The 17,719-nt window shown below is 58.3% G+C and carries 12 protein-coding genes and 1 tRNA gene; 6 read left to right on the forward strand and 7 right to left on the reverse strand.

Annotated elements, in window-relative coordinates; genetic code table 11:
• Positions 1-11: 11 nt before the first annotated feature.
• Positions 12-794, forward strand: a complete 783-nt coding sequence (locus tag ABFT80_RS24745; RefSeq protein WP_347974619.1) for a MetQ/NlpA family ABC transporter substrate-binding protein — start codon at positions 12-14, stop codon at positions 792-794.
• Positions 795-888: 94 nt separating this feature from the next.
• Here ABFT80_RS24745 and ABFT80_RS24750 read toward each other — a convergent pair whose 3' ends face one another.
• The 4 genes from ABFT80_RS24750 to cpdR form a co-directional block, all read right to left on the reverse strand.
• On the reverse strand, positions 889-2,004 hold the full coding sequence (locus ABFT80_RS24750; protein ID WP_347974620.1) for an acyltransferase family protein: 1,116 nt from the start codon (positions 2,002-2,004) through the stop codon (positions 889-891).
• A gap of 209 nt (positions 2,005-2,213) precedes the next feature.
• Positions 2,214-3,407, reverse strand: a complete 1,194-nt coding sequence (gene cml / locus ABFT80_RS24755) for a CmlA/FloR family chloramphenicol efflux MFS transporter (protein ID WP_347974621.1) — start codon at positions 3,405-3,407, stop codon at positions 2,214-2,216.
• Positions 3,408-3,678: 271 nt separating this feature from the next.
• Positions 3,679-3,753 (reverse strand) — tRNA-Val (locus ABFT80_RS24760).
• A 95-nt stretch (positions 3,754-3,848) separates the two neighbouring features.
• Positions 3,849-4,211, reverse strand: a complete 363-nt coding sequence (gene cpdR / locus ABFT80_RS24765; protein ID WP_091915315.1) for a cell cycle two-component system response regulator CpdR — start codon at positions 4,209-4,211, stop codon at positions 3,849-3,851.
• A 187-nt stretch (positions 4,212-4,398) separates the two neighbouring features.
• Here cpdR and ABFT80_RS24770 point away from each other — a divergent pair, with 187 nt between their 5' ends.
• Positions 4,399-5,289, forward strand: a complete 891-nt coding sequence (locus ABFT80_RS24770; protein WP_347974622.1) for an N-formylglutamate amidohydrolase — start codon at positions 4,399-4,401, stop codon at positions 5,287-5,289.
• A 225-nt stretch (positions 5,290-5,514) separates the two neighbouring features.
• The gene (hisN, locus tag ABFT80_RS24775; protein WP_347974623.1) at positions 5,515-6,288 is read left to right on the forward strand and encodes a histidinol-phosphatase; all 774 of its coding nucleotides are present in this window, start codon (positions 5,515-5,517) and stop codon (positions 6,286-6,288) included.
• Positions 6,289-6,362: 74 nt separating this feature from the next.
• Here hisN and ABFT80_RS24780 read toward each other — a convergent pair whose 3' ends face one another.
• Entirely contained in the window at positions 6,363-7,322 is a 960-nt protein-coding gene (locus ABFT80_RS24780) for an alpha/beta hydrolase (protein ID WP_347974624.1), read from the reverse strand.
• Between the two features lie 480 nt (positions 7,323-7,802).
• Between ABFT80_RS24780 and ABFT80_RS24785 the strand changes: the two genes are divergently transcribed.
• A complete protein-coding gene (locus ABFT80_RS24785; RefSeq protein ID WP_347974625.1) occupies positions 7,803-8,273 on the forward strand; it encodes an Hsp20 family protein in 471 nt (156 codons plus the stop codon).
• A gap of 254 nt (positions 8,274-8,527) precedes the next feature.
• On the opposite strand, the gene ABFT80_RS24790 is transcribed toward ABFT80_RS24785, so the two are convergent.
• Positions 8,528-9,577, reverse strand: coding sequence for a threonine aldolase family protein (locus ABFT80_RS24790; RefSeq protein ID WP_347974626.1), 1,050 nt, complete (start codon positions 9,575-9,577; stop codon positions 8,528-8,530).
• 466 nt (positions 9,578-10,043) lie between these two features.
• Here ABFT80_RS24790 and gltB point away from each other — a divergent pair, with 466 nt between their 5' ends.
• A complete protein-coding gene (gene gltB / locus ABFT80_RS24795; protein ID WP_347974627.1) occupies positions 10,044-14,762 on the forward strand; it encodes a glutamate synthase large subunit in 4,719 nt (1,572 codons plus the stop codon).
• Between the two features lie 129 nt (positions 14,763-14,891).
• The gene (locus ABFT80_RS24800) at positions 14,892-16,346 is read left to right on the forward strand and encodes a glutamate synthase subunit beta (protein ID WP_347974628.1); all 1,455 of its coding nucleotides are present in this window, start codon (positions 14,892-14,894) and stop codon (positions 16,344-16,346) included.
• A gap of 83 nt (positions 16,347-16,429) precedes the next feature.
• On the opposite strand, the gene ABFT80_RS24805 is transcribed toward ABFT80_RS24800, so the two are convergent.
• Entirely contained in the window at positions 16,430-17,641 is a 1,212-nt protein-coding gene (locus ABFT80_RS24805) for an SGNH/GDSL hydrolase family protein (protein ID WP_347974629.1), read from the reverse strand.
• Positions 17,642-17,719: the final 78 nt, after the last annotated feature.

Consider the following 17,719-nt stretch of genomic DNA (forward strand, 5'->3'; position numbering starts at 1 on the left):
CGGAGCATAAAATGAAACTGAAACTCGCTTTGGCCGCAGGCGTGGCCTTGAGCCTCCTTGCCGGTGCGGCTTCTGCTGAAAGCATCAAGGTCGGCGTCACACCCGGCCCGCACGCGCAAATCTTCGAAAAGGTCAAGGAAATCGCCAAAACCAAGGGTCTCGACATCGAGATTCTGGAATTTTCCGACTATGTCGTGCCAAATCAGGCGCTGAATGACGGCGAATTGCAGGCCAATTCGTTCCAGCACAAGCCGTATCTCGACAACCAGATTGCCGATCGTAAGTACGACATCGTCGATGTCGGCTACACGGTGAACTTCCCGATGGGCGTTTATTCCAAGAAGGTTAAGAGCTTCGACGAACTGGCCGACGGAGCGACGATCGCCATCCCGAACGATCCGACCAATGGCGGCCGTGCTCTGCTCATCCTCGCGGACAAGGGCTTCATCAAGTTGAAGGAAGGCTCGGGCCTCAAGATCGGACCGGCCGATATCGTCGAAAACCCAAAAAACTTCAAAATCGTCGAACTCGATGCAGCACAGCTTCCGCGTTCGCTCGATGATGTGGACGCGGCAGCCGTCAACACCAACTACGCGCTGGAAGCCGGTCTGGACCCCGCCAACGATCCAATCCTGAAGGAAGGCGAGAAGGCTCCTTATGTGAACCTGATTGCGGTTCGCACCGCCGACAAGGATGCGGAATGGGTCAAGACACTGGTCGAGTCCTACCATAATGACGAAGTCAAAGCCTTCGTGGACGAGACCTTCAAGGGTTCGGTCGTTCCCGGCTGGTAATCGAAACACTCTGCGAATTGCCGGGCGGTTAGCGCCGTCCGGCAATTCTTTTACTGAATAGAACGTCTGCGCTTGCCGCGCAGTTCGGTCGTTCTCAGGTGGGCTTTGCAACGATCTTCGGTGCAAGAAACCTGATGCGTAGCGCCAATCGCTCACCAATGGCGATAAAGGGCTTTTCGACCAGATGGTACATGATGTGCGCTGCGCTGAGCGTGATAGCGAGCGTTAGAACGAGTACCGCCAAAAATTCAAACTGCAGTGCTTCGAACCCGATCGATCTAACCAGTCGATCGGAAAAGAACAGCGCGGGTATGTGAAGTAGATAGATCCCGTAGGATATATTGCCTGTCCAGATGGAGACGGAATGGCGGAGTATCGAGCTTCCCCGATTTCCGGACACGATCGATAATATGAAACCTGCCGAGAACAGGCCCTCCAGCAACGAACTCGTCGGAAAATTGTACTCATAGTCCAATGGCTGCGGCGCGCCTGTGTAGATCGTCATGACGACGGGACGGGAAAAAATCAGTCCGAGCAGGCATATCGGCGTAACCCATCGCGGAAACTTGATGATCGGGTTCGCTTGCAGCAGCAGGGCGGCGTAGATGCCGAGGGCGAAGTGGACGAGGAACAAGTACCGCAGGGCGTTTGGCGCGTCATATGTCCAGTAGCTGATGACAGCCAGGAAAAGGATCAACGCCAGCCCATAAGCCTTTTGGGTCGTAAGAATGTAGAAAAACAACGGGATAGCCAGCGACCCGAAAAGTTCGGTCACGATCGTATAGGCTGGTTTCAAAATGTAAGGAAACCCGAAGAGCGACAGGAGCACGGTCTTTGGGGTCCATTCGGGCGCCCCGATCATTTGGCTTCGCCATTCGGGGATATTGTCGATGCTGCCGGTCTTGAACAGCAGAATATATGCCGCGCAAATGGCAGTGGCCAACCACAGGCCAGGGAGAATGCGGAACGCTCGCTTGATGTAGAAACCAGTCGTAGAACCGATGCGAATAAAGGACTTCGTCAAGACAAAGCCGCTCAGCACGAAGAACAGGATAATCGCTGCGTGAGCATTCAAGACAGTATCGACAGCCAACCGCGTATTTGGCGACATCTCGTAAAAATAGCTTGCGTGATGAAGCAGAACTACCAGCGCCGCTATACCCCGGATCGACTGAAGACCCGGATTGTACTTCGTCACAGCATTGGCCATTGGCTTGCATCCTCCTCTCGGAGAATGAGCATGCCGATATACGCTCTGCGGGGTAGTCAACCAATGTGGGTAGTAATTTGACCCTCAAAATCGCGATGCGGACACTATTTCGCTGATCTGAGCGACGTCCGAGTGTTCCGAGCTGACCCGGCCAACGTTCCGATCCTGAAGGAAAACGGGCGGCAGTTAGCGCCGCCCGCCAATTTTTTCTATTGAATAGAACGCCTGCGCAGACGAAGCAGTGCGAGCAACACGAGCGTTGCCATGGACGCTGCATAGGCCACCAGCGGCCAGGCGGTGTCGCCTCTCAGCATGACCACCATCATTGTGCCGAACACGCTGACGATCACGCTCTGGATGCAGAAATAGAGCGCGACGGCTGACCCTGCTATGTCGCCAAAATCTGCCAGCGCACCGTTTGCTGTTACCGATACGGTGAAGACGATGCCGACAGCCATGATCCACATTGGAACGATGAATGTGGCGAAGGACGGCGAGCCGAAGATTTGCCCCAAGGTGAGGCACGCAGCGCCCAACAGGAGCAGCGCCATGCCGCGTGCGACGCTGCCAGCGATGCCCCATCGGGTCGCGAACTGTTTGGCAAAGCGGGTTGTTATGATCATCACGATAGCTGCAGTGGCGAAGGCAAAGCTGAATTCCAGTTCGGAATAGCCTGCGCGTTCGATCAGCACACGCGGAGCCGTCGAAAAGAACACGAAGAACGTTCCCATGGCTGCGCTGAATGCCAGCGTATAGGCCCAGAACGCACCGCTTCTAAGAATTGGCAGCATCGAGCGTCGAACAATCGCTGCGCTCTGCGGCCGTGTCTCGTGCCATCTTAGAAAGGCGTTGATGATCGCCGGTACGGTTACAGCCGCAAGGACAGCAAAGATTGCCCGCCATCCGAAATTGTCTGCAATCATCGCTCCGAGAATCGGACCGAGTGCCGGAACAAACGCCAGCATCGAACCGAACAGGCTGTAAATAACCACGCTTTCCGGCCTGTCCGCATAGACATCGCGGACGGTCGCAAAAGTGGCGACCAACGCCGCCGCCGCGCCGATAGCCTGAAGCAACCGGAAGGCCACAAAAATGGAGGCCGTCGAAGTCGCCGAAAGGCATGCGGAGGAGAGTGCGAACAGGATTGCACCGCCAAGCAATACGGGGCGCCGCCCGACGCGATCGGAAATCGGGCCGAAGACGATTTGCCCCACACCCAGCATGAGCATGTAAAGGCTCAAACTGAGCTGCACGACGCCTGGGCTGGTATCGAGGACGCCCGGCATGGCCGGAACAACAGGAAGATAAATATCCATCGCCAGAGAGGCGAGGATGTCGAAAGGCGCCATCAGCAAAAGTGCTGCCGGCAAGGTGTAGGCCCATACAGGGCTTTTCATAGGCATGATGAAGCATCCGCTCAAATGAGAACATCTGGGCGGCGTCTGCCTGTCAGCATTGGCTGGAGAGTTCGACAGGACGCCGCAACAACAAAAAGAGCTGTTGCGGCTTACTTATCCGACGACTTGGTGGCTCCCATGCCTATGCTCCAATGATGGAAGAATGAATTGAGCGGCGTAACAGTTCGCGTGCGAAGCGGCAATGTCGCGCCATCTGCGTTTCTGTGCAGTTTCTGTACGGCAAGCGAGGCCAAAATAGCTAAGTTATTGAAAAGGATGGTGGGCGTAACAAGGATTGAACTTGTGACCCCTGCAATGTCAATGCAGTGCTCTCCCGCTGAGCTATACGCCCATCCGATGCGGCGCATACACCACACCTATTTCGACACGTCAATAGAGAAAGAACAGTTTGCCGGACTTGTTTGCGGGGCGCCCGGCAAGAGGCTGTCAGGCAGCGTGCAGCATCTTCTCGACCTCGTTGACGAGGTCGCGCAGATGGAAGGGCTTGGACAGAACCTTGGCGTCCTTAGGTGCCTTCGAGTCAGGGTTCAGCGCAACGGCCGCAAAGCCGGTGATGAACATGACTTTCAGGTCCGGGTCGATCTCGGTTGCGCGGCGCGCAAGCTCGATGCCGTCCATTTCCGGCATGACAATATCGGTCAGCAGGAGTGAGAAAGGTTCTTCGCGCAGGCGCTCATAGGCGCTTGCACCATTATCAAAATCGCTGACATCATAGCCGGCGCGTTCAAGCGCCTTGACCAGAAACCGGCGCATATCGTCATCATCTTCCGCAAGGAGAATGCGTGCCATCGTGTCCCGTCCGAATCACTGCGACGTGCCCAGAATATCGCTCCAGTCGCATTTCGGTATATGAGGATCGGAGGGTAAACATCAAGTGAATGCTTATCTCCGACGTCATATCCTTTGTGAGACCCTAGACATGGCCGGTGCCCGATGGCACGTTCTTTCCTGGGTTTCGTGAGTTCAAGGAAAACGAATGTCAGCCGCCGAGGATTTCACTTCTGCCGTGCCGTTCGAAATCCGGATGGGCGCAGAACAGAGGGTTCCTTTCGTTTTCAACTCTCCGCATAGCGGGCGCTTTTATCCGGATCGCTTTCTTCGCATGACGAAGCTGGATGCGCATGCCGTGCGCCGTTCCGAAGATTGTTATGTGGACGAGCTTTTCGGCGGGGCGGTGGCGCTAGGCGCGCCCTTGCTGGCGGCGCATTTCCCCCGGGCCTATCTCGATGTGAACCGCGAGCCTTTCGAGCTCGATCCGCGCATGTTCGTCGAACCGGTTCCTTCATTCGCCAATATACGCTCCGTGCGCGTTGCAGGCGGTCTCGGCACGATACCCAAACTCGTCGGTGAGGGGCTGGACATCTATCCGAGCCGTTTGCCGCTGGCCGAGGCACTGGATCGCATAGAGACGGTCTACAAGCCTTATCATGAGCGGCTGAAGCGCCTTTTGATGCAGACGCATGCGCGGTTCGGCTATGCGGTTCTCATTGATTGCCATTCGATGCCGGCAAGCATCAGGATCGGCGACGGAAGCGTGCGGCCCGATTTCATCATCGGTGACAGGTTCGGGGCGTCCGCGTCGCGGGACCTGACCGAAAGGGCAATCGGCCTTCTTTTGTCGATGGGCTATACGGTCGCTCACAACAAACCATATGCCGGCGGTTTCATAACCGAGCATTATGGCCGGCCGGCGCGAGGCCTTCATGCGTTGCAGATCGAGATAAATCGCGGCCTTTATCTCAATGAACGAACTCTCCAGAAATCAGTGGGATTCGCCGCGCTTTGTGATGATCTCACGCGTTTCTCGGCCGATCTCATGTCCATGCCGGACAGCGATTTCATCGATCTTCCGCTGGCTGCCGAATAGGCTTTTGCTTCGCGCATAAAAAGACCGCGTTGTTTGCACAACGCGGTCGAAGTCTAGGGAGGAAACGCCCAAGAAGGGCATGAACAGAACAAACTGTCCGACTGCAAAATTATTGTGCGCTGCACAAATGTCAAGCTGTTTTCACCCTTTTTAATCGGGTGGGTCTGTGCGAATGGATCGCCAAGCCACGGAAATCGTGGAGGTGCTGAATTGAGGGGTCCGAAATTGAACATCGATAGTGAGCTTTTCCGGCAGATTGCGGCGGCTGCGGCCGCTGAAACGCTTCCCCGCTTTCGCAATCTCGACGGTGTAATCAACAAATTGTCATCGGGCTTCGATCCGGTCACAGAAGCAGACCGCGAAGCCGAGAACGCGATACGCGCGCTGATCACAAAGCACTTTCCCGATCATGGAATTCTCGGCGAAGAACATGGCACCTTCAACGGTTCCAGCAGCCATATCTGGGTCATCGATCCGATCGATGGAACGCGTGCGTTCATATCGGGGCTTCCCGTGTGGGGCACGCTGGTCGGCCTGACGGTGGACAAGCGCGCGGTTGCCGGAATGATGTCGCAGCCCTTCACCGGCGAATTGTTCTATGCCGATGAAACAGGCGCCTTTTACGAAGGTCCGGGCGGCGCGCGCAATTTGCAGGTTCGCAGGACGACGGCTCTTTCGGATGCGACGCTTTTCACCACGACGCCCGTAATGTTCAAGGGCGAATTGCGCGCCCGTTTCGACGCGCTTGAGGCCCAGGTGCGCCTGTCGCGCTATGGCGTGGACTGCTACGCATTCGCCATGCTGGCTGCAGGGCAGGTGGATATCGTCGTCGAATGCGGCCTGCAGCCTTACGATATCGTTGCGCTCATCCCGATCATCGAGAAAGCGGGCGGCGTCATCACCAATTTTGATGGTGAACGCGCAGAGGCCGGAGGCTCGGTCATCGCTGCGGCCACGCCGGAGCTTCACAGGGCAGCCCGGCACATACTTGCCGGGTAAGAGCCCTTTGCAAATTCTCCCTACCGCCCATCTGACTCGCCAGGGCGAATTATCAAAAGGGCTCTACATCAAAATCAGGCAAGCGGCGGTTCGGAGCCTGGAATGAAGGCGTCAAATGCCGCCAGGCATTGATCGCGGAAAAAATCCGTCTCCTGCAAGAGCTCGTGCTTTGCACCGTCGATTGTCAGCAACGAACCTGAGCGCAGACGCCGCGCATAATCCTCGACCGCGCGGCTGGAAACGACCGTATCGGCACCCGCCGAGAGAAACAGCGTCGGTATCCGCACGCGCTCCATGAATTCCGGGTCTCTGACAATTGCCACCGCTTTTGCCGCCGCGCGTAGCCAGGCGACGGTAGGTGCGGCGAGTTCCAATTGCGGGTAGCTGTCGTAGAGAAGCCTGTTTCGCGCAAAGCGCTCCGGATCGCTCGTCACCTTGTTGTCGGCGAATTTGCGCTCTGCGGCAGATGGTTTTCCGCCCGGCGCATAGAGCCGCCCAAGGCCCATGAAAGTCAGCGCGGTTGCGAGCCTTTCAACGCCTTTCATCGACGGAATTTGACCCGGAAGATCCAGAAACGGCGTCAACAGAACCATGCGCTGAATGCGGTTCACCAGCGATTCGGCCGCCAAAAGCGCAATCAGCGCGCCAGCAGAATGCGCCAGAAGATAGTAGGGGCCGGGGCAATCCGGCAGGACGATTTCCGCAAAGAACTGCTCTAAATCGCGCACATAATCCTGAAAGCTTCGCACATAGCCGCGTTTCGGATCACGCAGCAGGCGATCGGATGCGCCCTGACCACGCAAATCGAAGGTCGCAACGCCCAGTCCGCGACCAGACAAATCCCTTGTCGTCTCGAAGTATTTTTCGATGCACTCGTTGCGGCCGGTCAGGATCACGACCGTTCCGATGCGCGGGCGGCCTGTCGCGGCAAATTGTGCATAACGGATCCTGCGGCCATCACGGGTGGTGAAATAGCCGGCATGGGCATTTTCCGGCACCGGATTTCCCGGAATGTCGAAGAAAAGATCCATCATGATGGGCGGGCGCACTCCCGGTCGTTCGAATATGTCGGTGATAGGAAGGGCAGCGTCCAAAAGCAAAGGGTTTTGCGGGATATAAAGCAATTCCAGGAAAAGTGTGTAGCGGTTTTCCGTCCGGGATTGCTCAAAAACAAATGGCTGCGGGCAGGCCTGAAAACTGCGAGGCCGGAAGCCACCTTACTTAACGCGGTGGGCTTCCGGCCTCTGACGATCCGTGTGGAAGGGACGTTACACCCGGATCGGCTTCTCTTTGTTGATTTGAAGATAGATGCTGGCGCCTGAACGCTATCCGAAGGGCAGGTTCATCTGGCGTTCATCGAATTCGCGGGCAGTGGCCGTCTTGAAAAGCGATTTTCGGCTACCCAAATGTCTCATGCGGTCGCCAGAACGGGGCCGCTGATCCTCCCGGAACGCCAATCAAGGGTTCTTCAGGGTCAAACGCAAAACCATGTTGCTCAACAGGAGAACACTTCCATGCGTCACGTTGATTTTTCCCCGCTCTATCGTTCGACCGTCGGTTTCGACCGTCTTTTCACGATGCTCGATTCGCTTGCGCAGCCAGAAACCGCGCAGACCTATCCGCCTTACAATATCGAGCGGACCGGTGAGGACTCTTACCGCATCAGCATGGCAGTTGCCGGCTTTTCGGATGAGGACATCGCAATCGAAGCGCACCGCAATGTGCTTTCCGTGAAAGGCGAGAAGAAGGATGACAATTCCGGCGAGGGCTCGGAAGTCCTTTATCGCGGAATTGCCTCGCGCGCCTTCGAGCGCCGCTTCCAGCTTGCCGACCATGTCGAAGTTGTAGGCGCTGCCCTTAAAAACGGCCTGCTTCACATTGATCTCAAGCGCAATATTCCCGAGCAGTTGAAGCCTCGCAAGATCGAGATCAAGGCTGTTGCGGACAAGACCGCCAAGCAGATCGAGGCGAAAGCCACGAACTAACCCGCTCCCTCCCGAGCAAAAGCGGCGCCGTGAGGCGCCGTTTTTTTATGCTTTGCTGAAAGGCTGAGTTCTGTCGCGCCCCCCTCTGTCCTGCCGGACATCTCCCCCACGGGTGGGGAGATTGGCAGCTTCGACGCATTGCTAAACTATTCGTCGCTGAAGGTTGGCAAAAGTTTGAATGAAGTCTGATCTCCCCACCTGTGGGGGAGATGTCCGGCAGGACAGAGGGGGGCGCGACAGAACTCAGCCTCAAATCAGCCGATCAAACCACCAAAACGATCCACTTCTTCAGCCGTCGTCGCAAAACTCGTAACGAACCGGCAGAGCGTTTCGTTTTCACCGATCTCGCCAGCAAACCCATGCGGTGCGCCCCACGGATAAAACGCCGCGCCGCTCTCGTTGAGCGAAGCCACCTTGTCCTTTGCCATCACCGCAAAGACTTCGTTGGCCTGCGGCTCCCACGCCAGGCGCACCGTTTTCGACGCCCGCATGGCCAAAGCCAGTCGCTGCGCCATGGCATTCGAATGCCTGGCATTATCGAGCCAAAGATCATCAGCGAAGTAAGCTTCGAATTGCGCGGCAATGAAGCGGGATTTCGAGAAAAGCTGCGCCGCGCGCTTGCGAATGAAGCCGAATTCGCGCGCGCGGTCGAGATCGAACAGAATCACTGCTTCGGCGCACCAGCAGCCATTTTTGGTGCCGCCGAAGGAAATCATGTCCACGCTGCGCTTCCATGTCATTTCCGCAGGCGTGGTATCGAGCGCGACGAGTGCATTGGCAAAGCGCGAGCCATCCATATGGAAGGGCAAATCGTACTTTTTCGCGATCGCGGCAATGGCTGCGATTTCGTCCAGGCTGTAGACAGTACCGACTTCACTCGCCTGCGTTACCGAAACGGCCATGGGCTGGCCGCCATGCACGAAATCGGGATCGAAATGGCCGATTGCTTTGTCGAGATTGGCCGCAGTCATCTTGCCGAGTGGGCCATCGACGGCTTTGAGGCGTGCGCCGCCTGTCAGATATTCGGGCGCGCCGCATTCATCCTCAAGCATATGGGCTTCGCGGTGGCAGAAGCTAACGCCACCGGGACGAACGACGGAGGCCAGCGCCAAGGAATTCGCGGCCGTTCCCGTGCCGACGAAAAACACCGCCGCCTCGCGCTCGAAAATGGCGCTGATCTTGTCCGAAACTGCCTTGTCGAGATCGCTTCCGCCATATGCGGGGACAAATCCGCCCGCATGTGCCGAGAGGCTGGCGGCAATTGCCGGATGGGCGCCCGCCCAATTGTCAGAGGCAAAAAACATGGGTGATTCCGTTCGGATGAGAATGACAAGAATTGAGCAGTGCGACCGCGTGCCGCTCAAGTGCCGACTTCTATCAATTCGCATGTCTGTTACGAATAGAAAATCGCTTTTCGTAATTTGATTTCTTGTGCGGAGGCTGTGGCGAAATTATCTTTCGCAATATGCACAAAGCTTTTTCGAATCGGTCTTGTGCCGTAGGAAAAATTCTGGCATAGAAAAATTAGGACAGTATTGCTGTCTTAATTTGTTCGCGCATGAGCGACAGGATTTGGCGTATAGTCGCGCCGTCCTGTTTTTCGCTGTGTCGGGCGTGTGGCCGGAAAGACCGGCGGCATCACGACGCTAGATACGCTCGGCGTAGCATGGCTGCACAATCAGCCGAACTTTGAATATTGGAGCACCGGAGCGGAATATCCCAAACGGGATTGGCCGATCAGCGGTGCCCGGCCAGAAGATGGAGGATGAGATGTCTGAGAGAACAACGTCCGGCTTGCCGCATTCCGTTGCGACCGAGCGAAAAGACGCGTTCGCGACCAAACCTCATTACGGTCTTCCGGCTGCTCAGGGCCTTTACGATCCGCGCAACGAGCATGACGCCTGCGGCGTCGGCTTCATTGCGAATATGAAGGGCGCGAAATCGCACCAGATCGTCAAAGACGGCCTGTTCATCCTCGAAAACCTGACCCACCGCGGCGCGGTGGGTGCCGACCCGCTGATGGGCGACGGCGCGGGCGTGCTCGTCCAGATTCCTGATGCGTTTTTCCGTGAGGAAATGGCAGCGCAAGGCATCGAGCTTCCGCAGATCGGCCATTACGGCGTCGGTCATGTCTTCATGCCGCGCGATGAAACGTTGCGCGCGCATATCGAGGACATCATTGCAGAGGTGGCGCAGTCGGAAGGCTTGCCGCTTATCGGCTTCCGCGACGTGCCTGTCGACAATTCCTCGCTGTCCAAGGCGCCCGACATCGCGGCATCCGAGCCGGTGCATCGTCAGGTGTTTTTCGGGCGTACGCCGGAACTCGAAAGCGACGATGATTACGAGCGTCGCCTCTATATTCTGCGCAAGGTTATTTCGGGCCGCATCTATCAGGAGACGGAAGGCCGCGACAATGGCTGCTACATCGTCTCGATGTCGGCGCGCACCATCGTCTACAAGGGCATGTTCCTCGCCTATCAGGTCGGCGCCTATTACAAGGATCTGACCGATCCGCGCTTCGAATCGGCGCTTATCCTCGTTCACCAGCGTTTTTCGACGAACACTTTCCCATCGTGGAAGCTGGCGCACCCGTACCGCATGGTCGCGCATAATGGCGAGATCAACACGCTGCGCGGCAACGTCAACTGGATGGCGGCACGTCAGGCATCGGTCGATTCCGAACTGTTCGGCAACGACATTTCGAAGCTGTGGCCCATTTCCTATGAAGGGCAGTCGGACACCGCCTGCTTCGACAATGCGCTCGAATTCCTGTGGCAGGGCGGCTATCCGCTGGCACATGCCATGATGATGCTGATCCCCGAAGCATGGGCCGGCAACAAGCTCATGGATGGCGACCGCAAGGCATTCTACGAATATCACGCTGCACTCATGGAGCCATGGGACGGTCCGGCAGCGGTTGCCTTCACCGATGGCCGCCAGATCGGCGCGACGCTCGACCGCAACGGTCTGCGTCCCGCGCGCTATATCGTGACGGATGACGACCGCGTCATCATGGCTTCGGAAGCGGGCGTTCTGCCGGTTCCCGAAGAGCGAATCGTCAAGAAGTGGCGGCTCCAGCCCGGCAAGATGCTGCTGATCGATCTTGAAAAGGGCCGTATCGTTTCCGACGAGGAGATCAAGTCGGAAATCGCGACCAAGCATCCTTACAAGACCTGGCTTTCCAACACCCAGCTCATTCTCGAAGAGCTGAAGCCGGTGGAACCGCGCGCGCTTCGCAAGGATGTGACGCTGCTCGACCGCCAGCAGGCCTTCGGCTACACGCAGGAAGACACCAAGCTTCTGATGGCGCCTATGGCCACGACCGGTCAGGAAGCTGTCGGCTCGATGGGCACCGATACGCCGATTTCGGCGATGTCGGACAAGTCGAAGCTGCTCTACACCTATTTCAAGCAGAATTTCGCGCAGGTGACGAACCCGCCCATCGACCCGATCCGTGAGGAACTGGTCATGAGCCTTGTTTCCTTCATCGGCCCACGTCCGAACATCTTCGATCTTATTGGTTCGTCGCGCCGCAAGCGCCTCGAAGTGCGCCAGCCGATCCTGACCAATGGCGATCTCGAAAAGATCCGCTCCATCGGCCACACGGAAGACCGCTTCGACACGAAGACGATCGACATCACCTATTCGAACGCGGAAGCCGCTGCCGGAATGCAGGGCGCGATCGTGCGCCTTTGCGACCGTGCGGAAGCTGCCGTTGCCGGTGGTTACAACATCATCGTGCTTTCGGACCGCCAGATCGGCGCGGACCGCATCGCAATACCCGCTCTGCTTGCGACTGCTGCCGTGCATCATCATCTGATCCGCAAGGGTCTGCGCACGTCGGTCGGCCTCGTCGTCGAATCGGGCGAGCCGCGCGAAGTGCATCATTTCTGCTGCCTTGCAGGTTTCGGTGCCGAGGCGATCAACCCGTATCTGGCATTCGACACGCTGCTCGACATGCACAAGCGCGGCGAAATGCCAGCCGAAGTCGATCCGAGCGAGGTCGTCTCGCGCTACATCAAGTCGATCGGCAAGGGCATCCTCAAGGTCATGTCCAAGATGGGCATCTCGACCTACCAGTCCTATTGCGGCGCGCAAATCTTCGACGCGATCGGCCTCAAGACCGATTTCGTGGACCGCTATTTCACCGGCACGGCAACGACCATCGAAGGCGTCGGGCTGGAAGAAGTAGCGACGGAAACCGTCACGCGTCACGGCGACGCGTTCGGCGACGATCCAGTGCTGCGCAACGCGCTGGAAGTCGGCGGCGAGTATATGTACCGCATGCGCGGCGAAGCTCATATCTGGTCGCCGGATGCTGTTGCCACCTTGCAGCATGCCGTTCGCAAGGGCTCGTGGGATACGTTCAAGGACTATTCCGCGCAGATCGACAGCGAAACGGCGCGCGCGCAGACCATTCGCGGCCTGTTCAAGATCAAACTTTCGGACCAGACCGGCCGCAAGAAGGTGTCTATCGACGAGGTGATGCCTGCTGCCGACATCGTCAAGCGCTTCTCGACGGGTGCGATGTCCTTCGGCTCGATCAGCCGCGAGGCGCATTCGACGCTGGCCGTTGCGATGAACCGCATCGGCGGCAAGTCGAATACCGGCGAGGGCGGCGAGGAACCGGATCGCTATCTGCCGCTACCGGACGGTTCGGCAAACCCGGAACGCTCCGCAATCAAGCAGATCGCGTCGGGCCGGTTCGGCGTAACGGCTGAATATCTCGTCAATTCGGACATGATGCAGATCAAGGTCGCGCAGGGTGCAAAGCCCGGCGAAGGCGGTCAGTTGCCCGGCCACAAGGTCGATGCGACGATTGCCAAGACCCGTCACTCGACGCCGGGTGTCGGCCTTATTTCGCCGCCGCCGCACCATGACATTTACTCGATCGAGGATCTGGCGCAGCTCATCTACGACCTCAAAAACGTCAATCCGACGGCCGATGTCTCGGTCAAGCTGGTGTCGGAAGTGGGCGTCGGTACGGTTGCTGCAGGCGTTGCCAAGGCGCGCGCCGACCACATCACCGTTTCGGGCTATGATGGCGGCACGGGTGCTTCGCCGCTTACCTCGCTCAAGCATGCCGGTTCTCCTTGGGAGATGGGCCTTGCCGAGACGCATCAGACGCTGGTGCTGAACGGCCTGCGTTCGCGCGTCGCACTTCAGGTCGATGGCGGGTTGCGCACTGGTCGCGACGTGATCATCGGTGCGCTTCTGGGGGCCGACGAGTTCGGCTTCTCGACCGCGCCACTTATTGCTGCCGGTTGCATCATGATGCGCAAGTGCCATCTGAACACCTGCCCGGTTGGCGTTGCGACGCAGGATCCGGTTCTGCGCAAGCGCTTCAAGGGCGCGCCGGAACATGTCATCAACTTCTTCTTCTATGTGGCGGAAGAAGTGCGCGGGCTGCTGGCCGAAATGGGCTTTACCCATATCGACCAGATCATCGGCGACACCGACCTTCTCGAAAAGCGCGAGCTTATCGACCATTGGAAGGCGAAGGGCCTCGATTTCAGCAAGATGTTCCACAAGCCGGACGCTCCGCGCGAGGCGACATATTGGACGCAGCGTCAGAAGCATCCGATCGACGACGTGCTCGACCGCAAGCTGATCGAACTGGCAAAGCCTGCTCTTGAGGCCCGCCAGCCCGTCAGCATCGAAGTCGACATCAAGAATGTCGATCGCTCCGTAGGTGCCATGCTTTCCGGTGAAGTGGCCAAGCGCTTCAAGCACAAGGGTCTGCGCGAAGACACGATCTCGGTCAGGCTTAACGGCACGGCGGGTCAGTCCTTCGGTGCGTTCCTGGCGCGCGGCATTTCGTTCGAACTCGTCGGCGACGGCAATGACTATGTCGGCAAGGGCCTGTCGGGCGGCCGCATCGTCATCCGTCCGCCGGACAACACCAACATCGTGCCCGAAGAGTCCATCATCGTCGGCAACACGGTGCTTTACGGCGCGACCGAAGGCGAATGCTATTTCCGCGGCGTGGCTGGCGAACGCTTTGCCGTGCGCAACTCGGGCGCCGTCACCGTTGTCGAGGGCGTGGGCGATCATGGCTGCGAATATATGACGGGCGGCGTGGTCGTCGTCATCGGCAAGACGGGCCGCAACTTCGCTGCCGGCATGTCTGGCGGCGTGGCCTATGTGCTTGACGAGGAAGGCGATTTTGCCGAACGCTGCAATATGGCGATGGTCGAACTGGAGCCTGTTCCCGAAGAGGACGACATGCTCGAAAAGCTGCATCACCATGGCGGCGACATCGCGCATAAGGGCCGAGTCGATGTTTCCGGCGACATGACCACCCATGACGAAGAGCGGCTTTATCAGCTCATTTCGAACCATGTGCATTATACAGGCTCGACGCGGGCCAAGCAGATACTCGACGATTGGACATCCTACCGGCCGAAATTCCGGAAGGTCATGCCGGTCGAGTACCGCCGCGCGCTGATCGAGATGGAACGCATGAGAATGGGCGTCGCGGCAGAATAGGGACGCTTAGGCTACGCCCTGCCGCCACGACCTTGGGGTTATTGCGGGCAGGGCGAAAGCGCGCTTCTAGAAAGCAGCACATTGCATCATAACCTGCCTCAGGCAGGATAGACGGATGAGAGTTGGCATATGGGCAAGGTAACAGGATTTCTCGAGATCGACCGGCAGGTTCACAAGTACCAGCCGGCATCCGACCGCATTCGGCATTTCCGCGAATTCACGCTGCCGATGTCGGACAAGGAGGTCGAGAAACAGGCGGCGCGCTGCATGGATTGCGGCATTCCGTTCTGCCATGGGCCGACTGGCTGCCCGGTTCACAACCAGATCCCCGACTGGAACGACCTCGTCTATAATGGCGATTGGGACAATGCGATCCGCAACCTCCATTCGACCAACAATTTCCCGGAATTCACCGGCCGCATCTGCCCGGCGCCTTGCGAGGAAGCCTGCACGCTGAACCTCGAAGACATTCCGGTCGCCATCAAGACCGTCGAACAGGCGATTGCCGACAAGGCCTACGAGCTTGGCCATGTCCGGCCATACCCACCCTTGCAGAAGACTGGCAAGCGCGTCGCGATCATCGGTTCGGGCCCATCGGGCATGGCGGCTGCGCAGCAGCTTGGCCGCGCCGGTCACGATGTCGATGTTTATGAGCGCGAAAGCCGTCCCGGCGGTTTGATGCGCTACGGCATTCCCGATTTCAAAATGGAAAAGCATTACATCGACCGTCGCGTCGAGCAGATGCAGGGCGAGGGCGTGACTTTCCATTGCGGCGTCAATGTCGGCGTCGACAAGAAGGTCTCCGAACTCCTCGCCGAATATGAAGCCGTTCTTTATTGCGGCGGCTCCGAGACACCACGTCCTGCCGGTCTGCCGGGCGACGATCTTCACGGCGTCTATGATGCGATGCCCTATCTCGTGCAGCAGAACCGCCGCGTCGGCTCGGAAGACATCCAGTCTTCGGCATGGAAGGGAGAGCCTATCTTTGCAGGCGGCCAGCATGTGGTCGTTGTCGGCGGTGGCGATACGGCGTCCGATTGCGTTGGAACGGCGTTCCGTCAGGGTGCGGTGCGCGTGACGCAGCTCGACATTCGTCCGCAACCGCCAGAACGCGAAAACAAGATGGATGTCTGGCCTTATTGGGCGACGAAGATGCGCACATCGTCTTCGCAGGCCGAAGGCGCACAGCGCGAATTTCAGGTCGCGACGCTCGAATTCATCGGCGAGGAAGGCCAGCTTACCGGCGTGAAGTGCTGCGAAGTCGATGAGAAGCGCAAGCCTATCCCCGGCACCGAATTCGTTATCCGTGCCGACCTCGCCTTCATCGCGATCGGCTTTTCGGGACCGATGAATACGGGTGTCATGAGCGAACTCGAAGGCGATCTGAAGATCAATGTCGACAGCCGCCGTTCGACCAACGTGGCCGCCAACGACCGCGATTATCGCACCAATATCGACAAGCTGTTCGTGGCGGGCGACGTGCGCCGCGGCCAGTCGCTGGTCGTCTGGGCGATCCGCGAGGGCCGTCAGGCGGCGCGTTCCATCGACGAGACACTGATGGGGTCGAGCGTCCTGCCGCGCTGATAATATCTAGCCGTTACGGAATAGATCCCGGATAACCTCGCTACGCTTGCGGTGCTCCGGGGTTCATTCCGTAATGCTGATGATTACCGCCTGATCGACGTCGTCGTTTCAGGGCTGGTCTGCGCAGTCGTTGCGGGCTCAGGCTTTTGCGGCCAGGAGAAATCATCGGCGCGGCCGGGTACACTCTCCGCAGCGACGCCTTTGATGCTGAAACCTTCATCGTCGGACTTCTTGTCCGCATGCCGCGAGAATTTGGCGCCGAGCAATTCGCTGCCGCCATCGAGCGCGGGGTCGCTGAGCGAAATCGGTACCGTCCGGTCGATGGGCGCCAGAACACCGGTGTCGAGCGGCGTTACGGGTTCGCCAGTCAGGGGCACACTGGCTATTCCATCGGGTGTCGTGGTTATGCCGAGCAATTTGTTGAGCGGCTTTTCGGCATAGAAAGCGATCTTGCGCCTGCCCGCTGCGGTCATGTTGATGCCGTCGCCTGAGCGAAGCTGCACGGGCTGGCCGTTAATGTCGGGTCCGCTGGCAACGAATGCGCCGTTTTCGTCTACGAAGCCGTCCCAGATATCGACGAACTCGCCGCCCGCACCTTCCGCCGCCTCACGGTAGATGTCGTTGAAAGCGAGCATGTCGGATGACATGGTGCCGGGCCGGAAGGCAGGCATTCCGACCCAGATGAAAGGCACCTTGGTTTCCGACACTGCTTTCGCCAGCGCGGCGGTGCGGCGGCTGTATTCCTTGGTCCAGTTTTCCGAACGCACTGCCTCGCGAGCATTGCCGACACGCATCTGCTGGCGATCGTTGGAACCGAGCATGACCACCACAGCGGCGGGCTTTTCCGCAGCGATGATGGGGCCTGCCTCTGCGGGCCAATTGTAGAAATCGTCGCGCACGAAGCCGGAAGAACCGCTTGAACGATCGACCACCCGAACCTTCGGGTTCTTGGCGAATACGGCGTCCAAGCCTTCCGCGATGCCGCTTCCCAGAAAATCACCGAGGACGAGCACGATTGCAGCATCGGGATTTTTTTCCACGACTTCGACCTTGGGGGCCGCAGCCGGTGCAGGCTGCGCCGTATTGCGCCGCGTATTGCTGGGTTTCGTGCGAACGCGCGGTTTTGCGACAGGCGCTTCGCGCTCTGGTCCGAGAAGGCGATCACGTCGCGGCGCGAACAATTCGCGCAGCGACCAGCCACGCCGCTGTTCCTGTGCATTGGCGCTTACGACGATAAAGCCGGTCGAGAAAACGACCAGCGCCAGGGCACACAAAAGAAGGCGGCGTGCGAACATTGAAAATGGCCTCCCTTTTCGCATGCTTTCCTCACGTTTTTGGATCGCCGAAAGTTTCGGCGACCCATTCGTCTAGAT

The organism is Foliimonas ilicis (genome assembly GCF_039939195.1).
Lineage (GTDB): Bacteria > Pseudomonadota > Alphaproteobacteria > Rhizobiales > Rhizobiaceae > Foliimonas > Foliimonas ilicis.

Excerpts from the sequence above, each read along its gene's own strand:
- gltB (WP_347974627.1), top strand. The coding sequence starts at position 10,044 with ATGTCTGAGAGAACAACGTCCGGCTTGCCGCATTCCGTTGCGACCGAG.
- ABFT80_RS24770 (WP_347974622.1), top strand. The coding sequence starts at position 4,399 with ATGTCAGCCGCCGAGGATTTCACTTCTGCCGTGCCGTTCGAAATCCGG.
- ABFT80_RS24780 (WP_347974624.1), bottom strand. The coding sequence starts at position 7,322 with ATGATGGATCTTTTCTTCGACATTCCGGGAAATCCGGTGCCGGAAAAT.
- ABFT80_RS24790 (WP_347974626.1), bottom strand. The coding sequence starts at position 9,577 with ATGTTTTTTGCCTCTGACAATTGGGCGGGCGCCCATCCGGCAATTGCC.
- ABFT80_RS24745 (WP_347974619.1), top strand. The coding sequence starts at position 12 with ATGAAACTGAAACTCGCTTTGGCCGCAGGCGTGGCCTTGAGCCTCCTT.
- ABFT80_RS24750 (WP_347974620.1), bottom strand. The coding sequence starts at position 2,004 with ATGGCCAATGCTGTGACGAAGTACAATCCGGGTCTTCAGTCGATCCGG.
- cpdR (WP_091915315.1), bottom strand. The coding sequence starts at position 4,211 with ATGGCACGCATTCTCCTTGCGGAAGATGATGACGATATGCGCCGGTTT.
- ABFT80_RS24805 (WP_347974629.1), bottom strand. The coding sequence starts at position 17,641 with ATGTTCGCACGCCGCCTTCTTTTGTGTGCCCTGGCGCTGGTCGTTTTC.
- ABFT80_RS24800 (WP_347974628.1), top strand. The coding sequence starts at position 14,892 with ATGGGCAAGGTAACAGGATTTCTCGAGATCGACCGGCAGGTTCACAAG.
- cml (WP_347974621.1), bottom strand. The coding sequence starts at position 3,407 with ATGCCTATGAAAAGCCCTGTATGGGCCTACACCTTGCCGGCAGCACTT.
- ABFT80_RS24785 (WP_347974625.1), top strand. The coding sequence starts at position 7,803 with ATGCGTCACGTTGATTTTTCCCCGCTCTATCGTTCGACCGTCGGTTTC.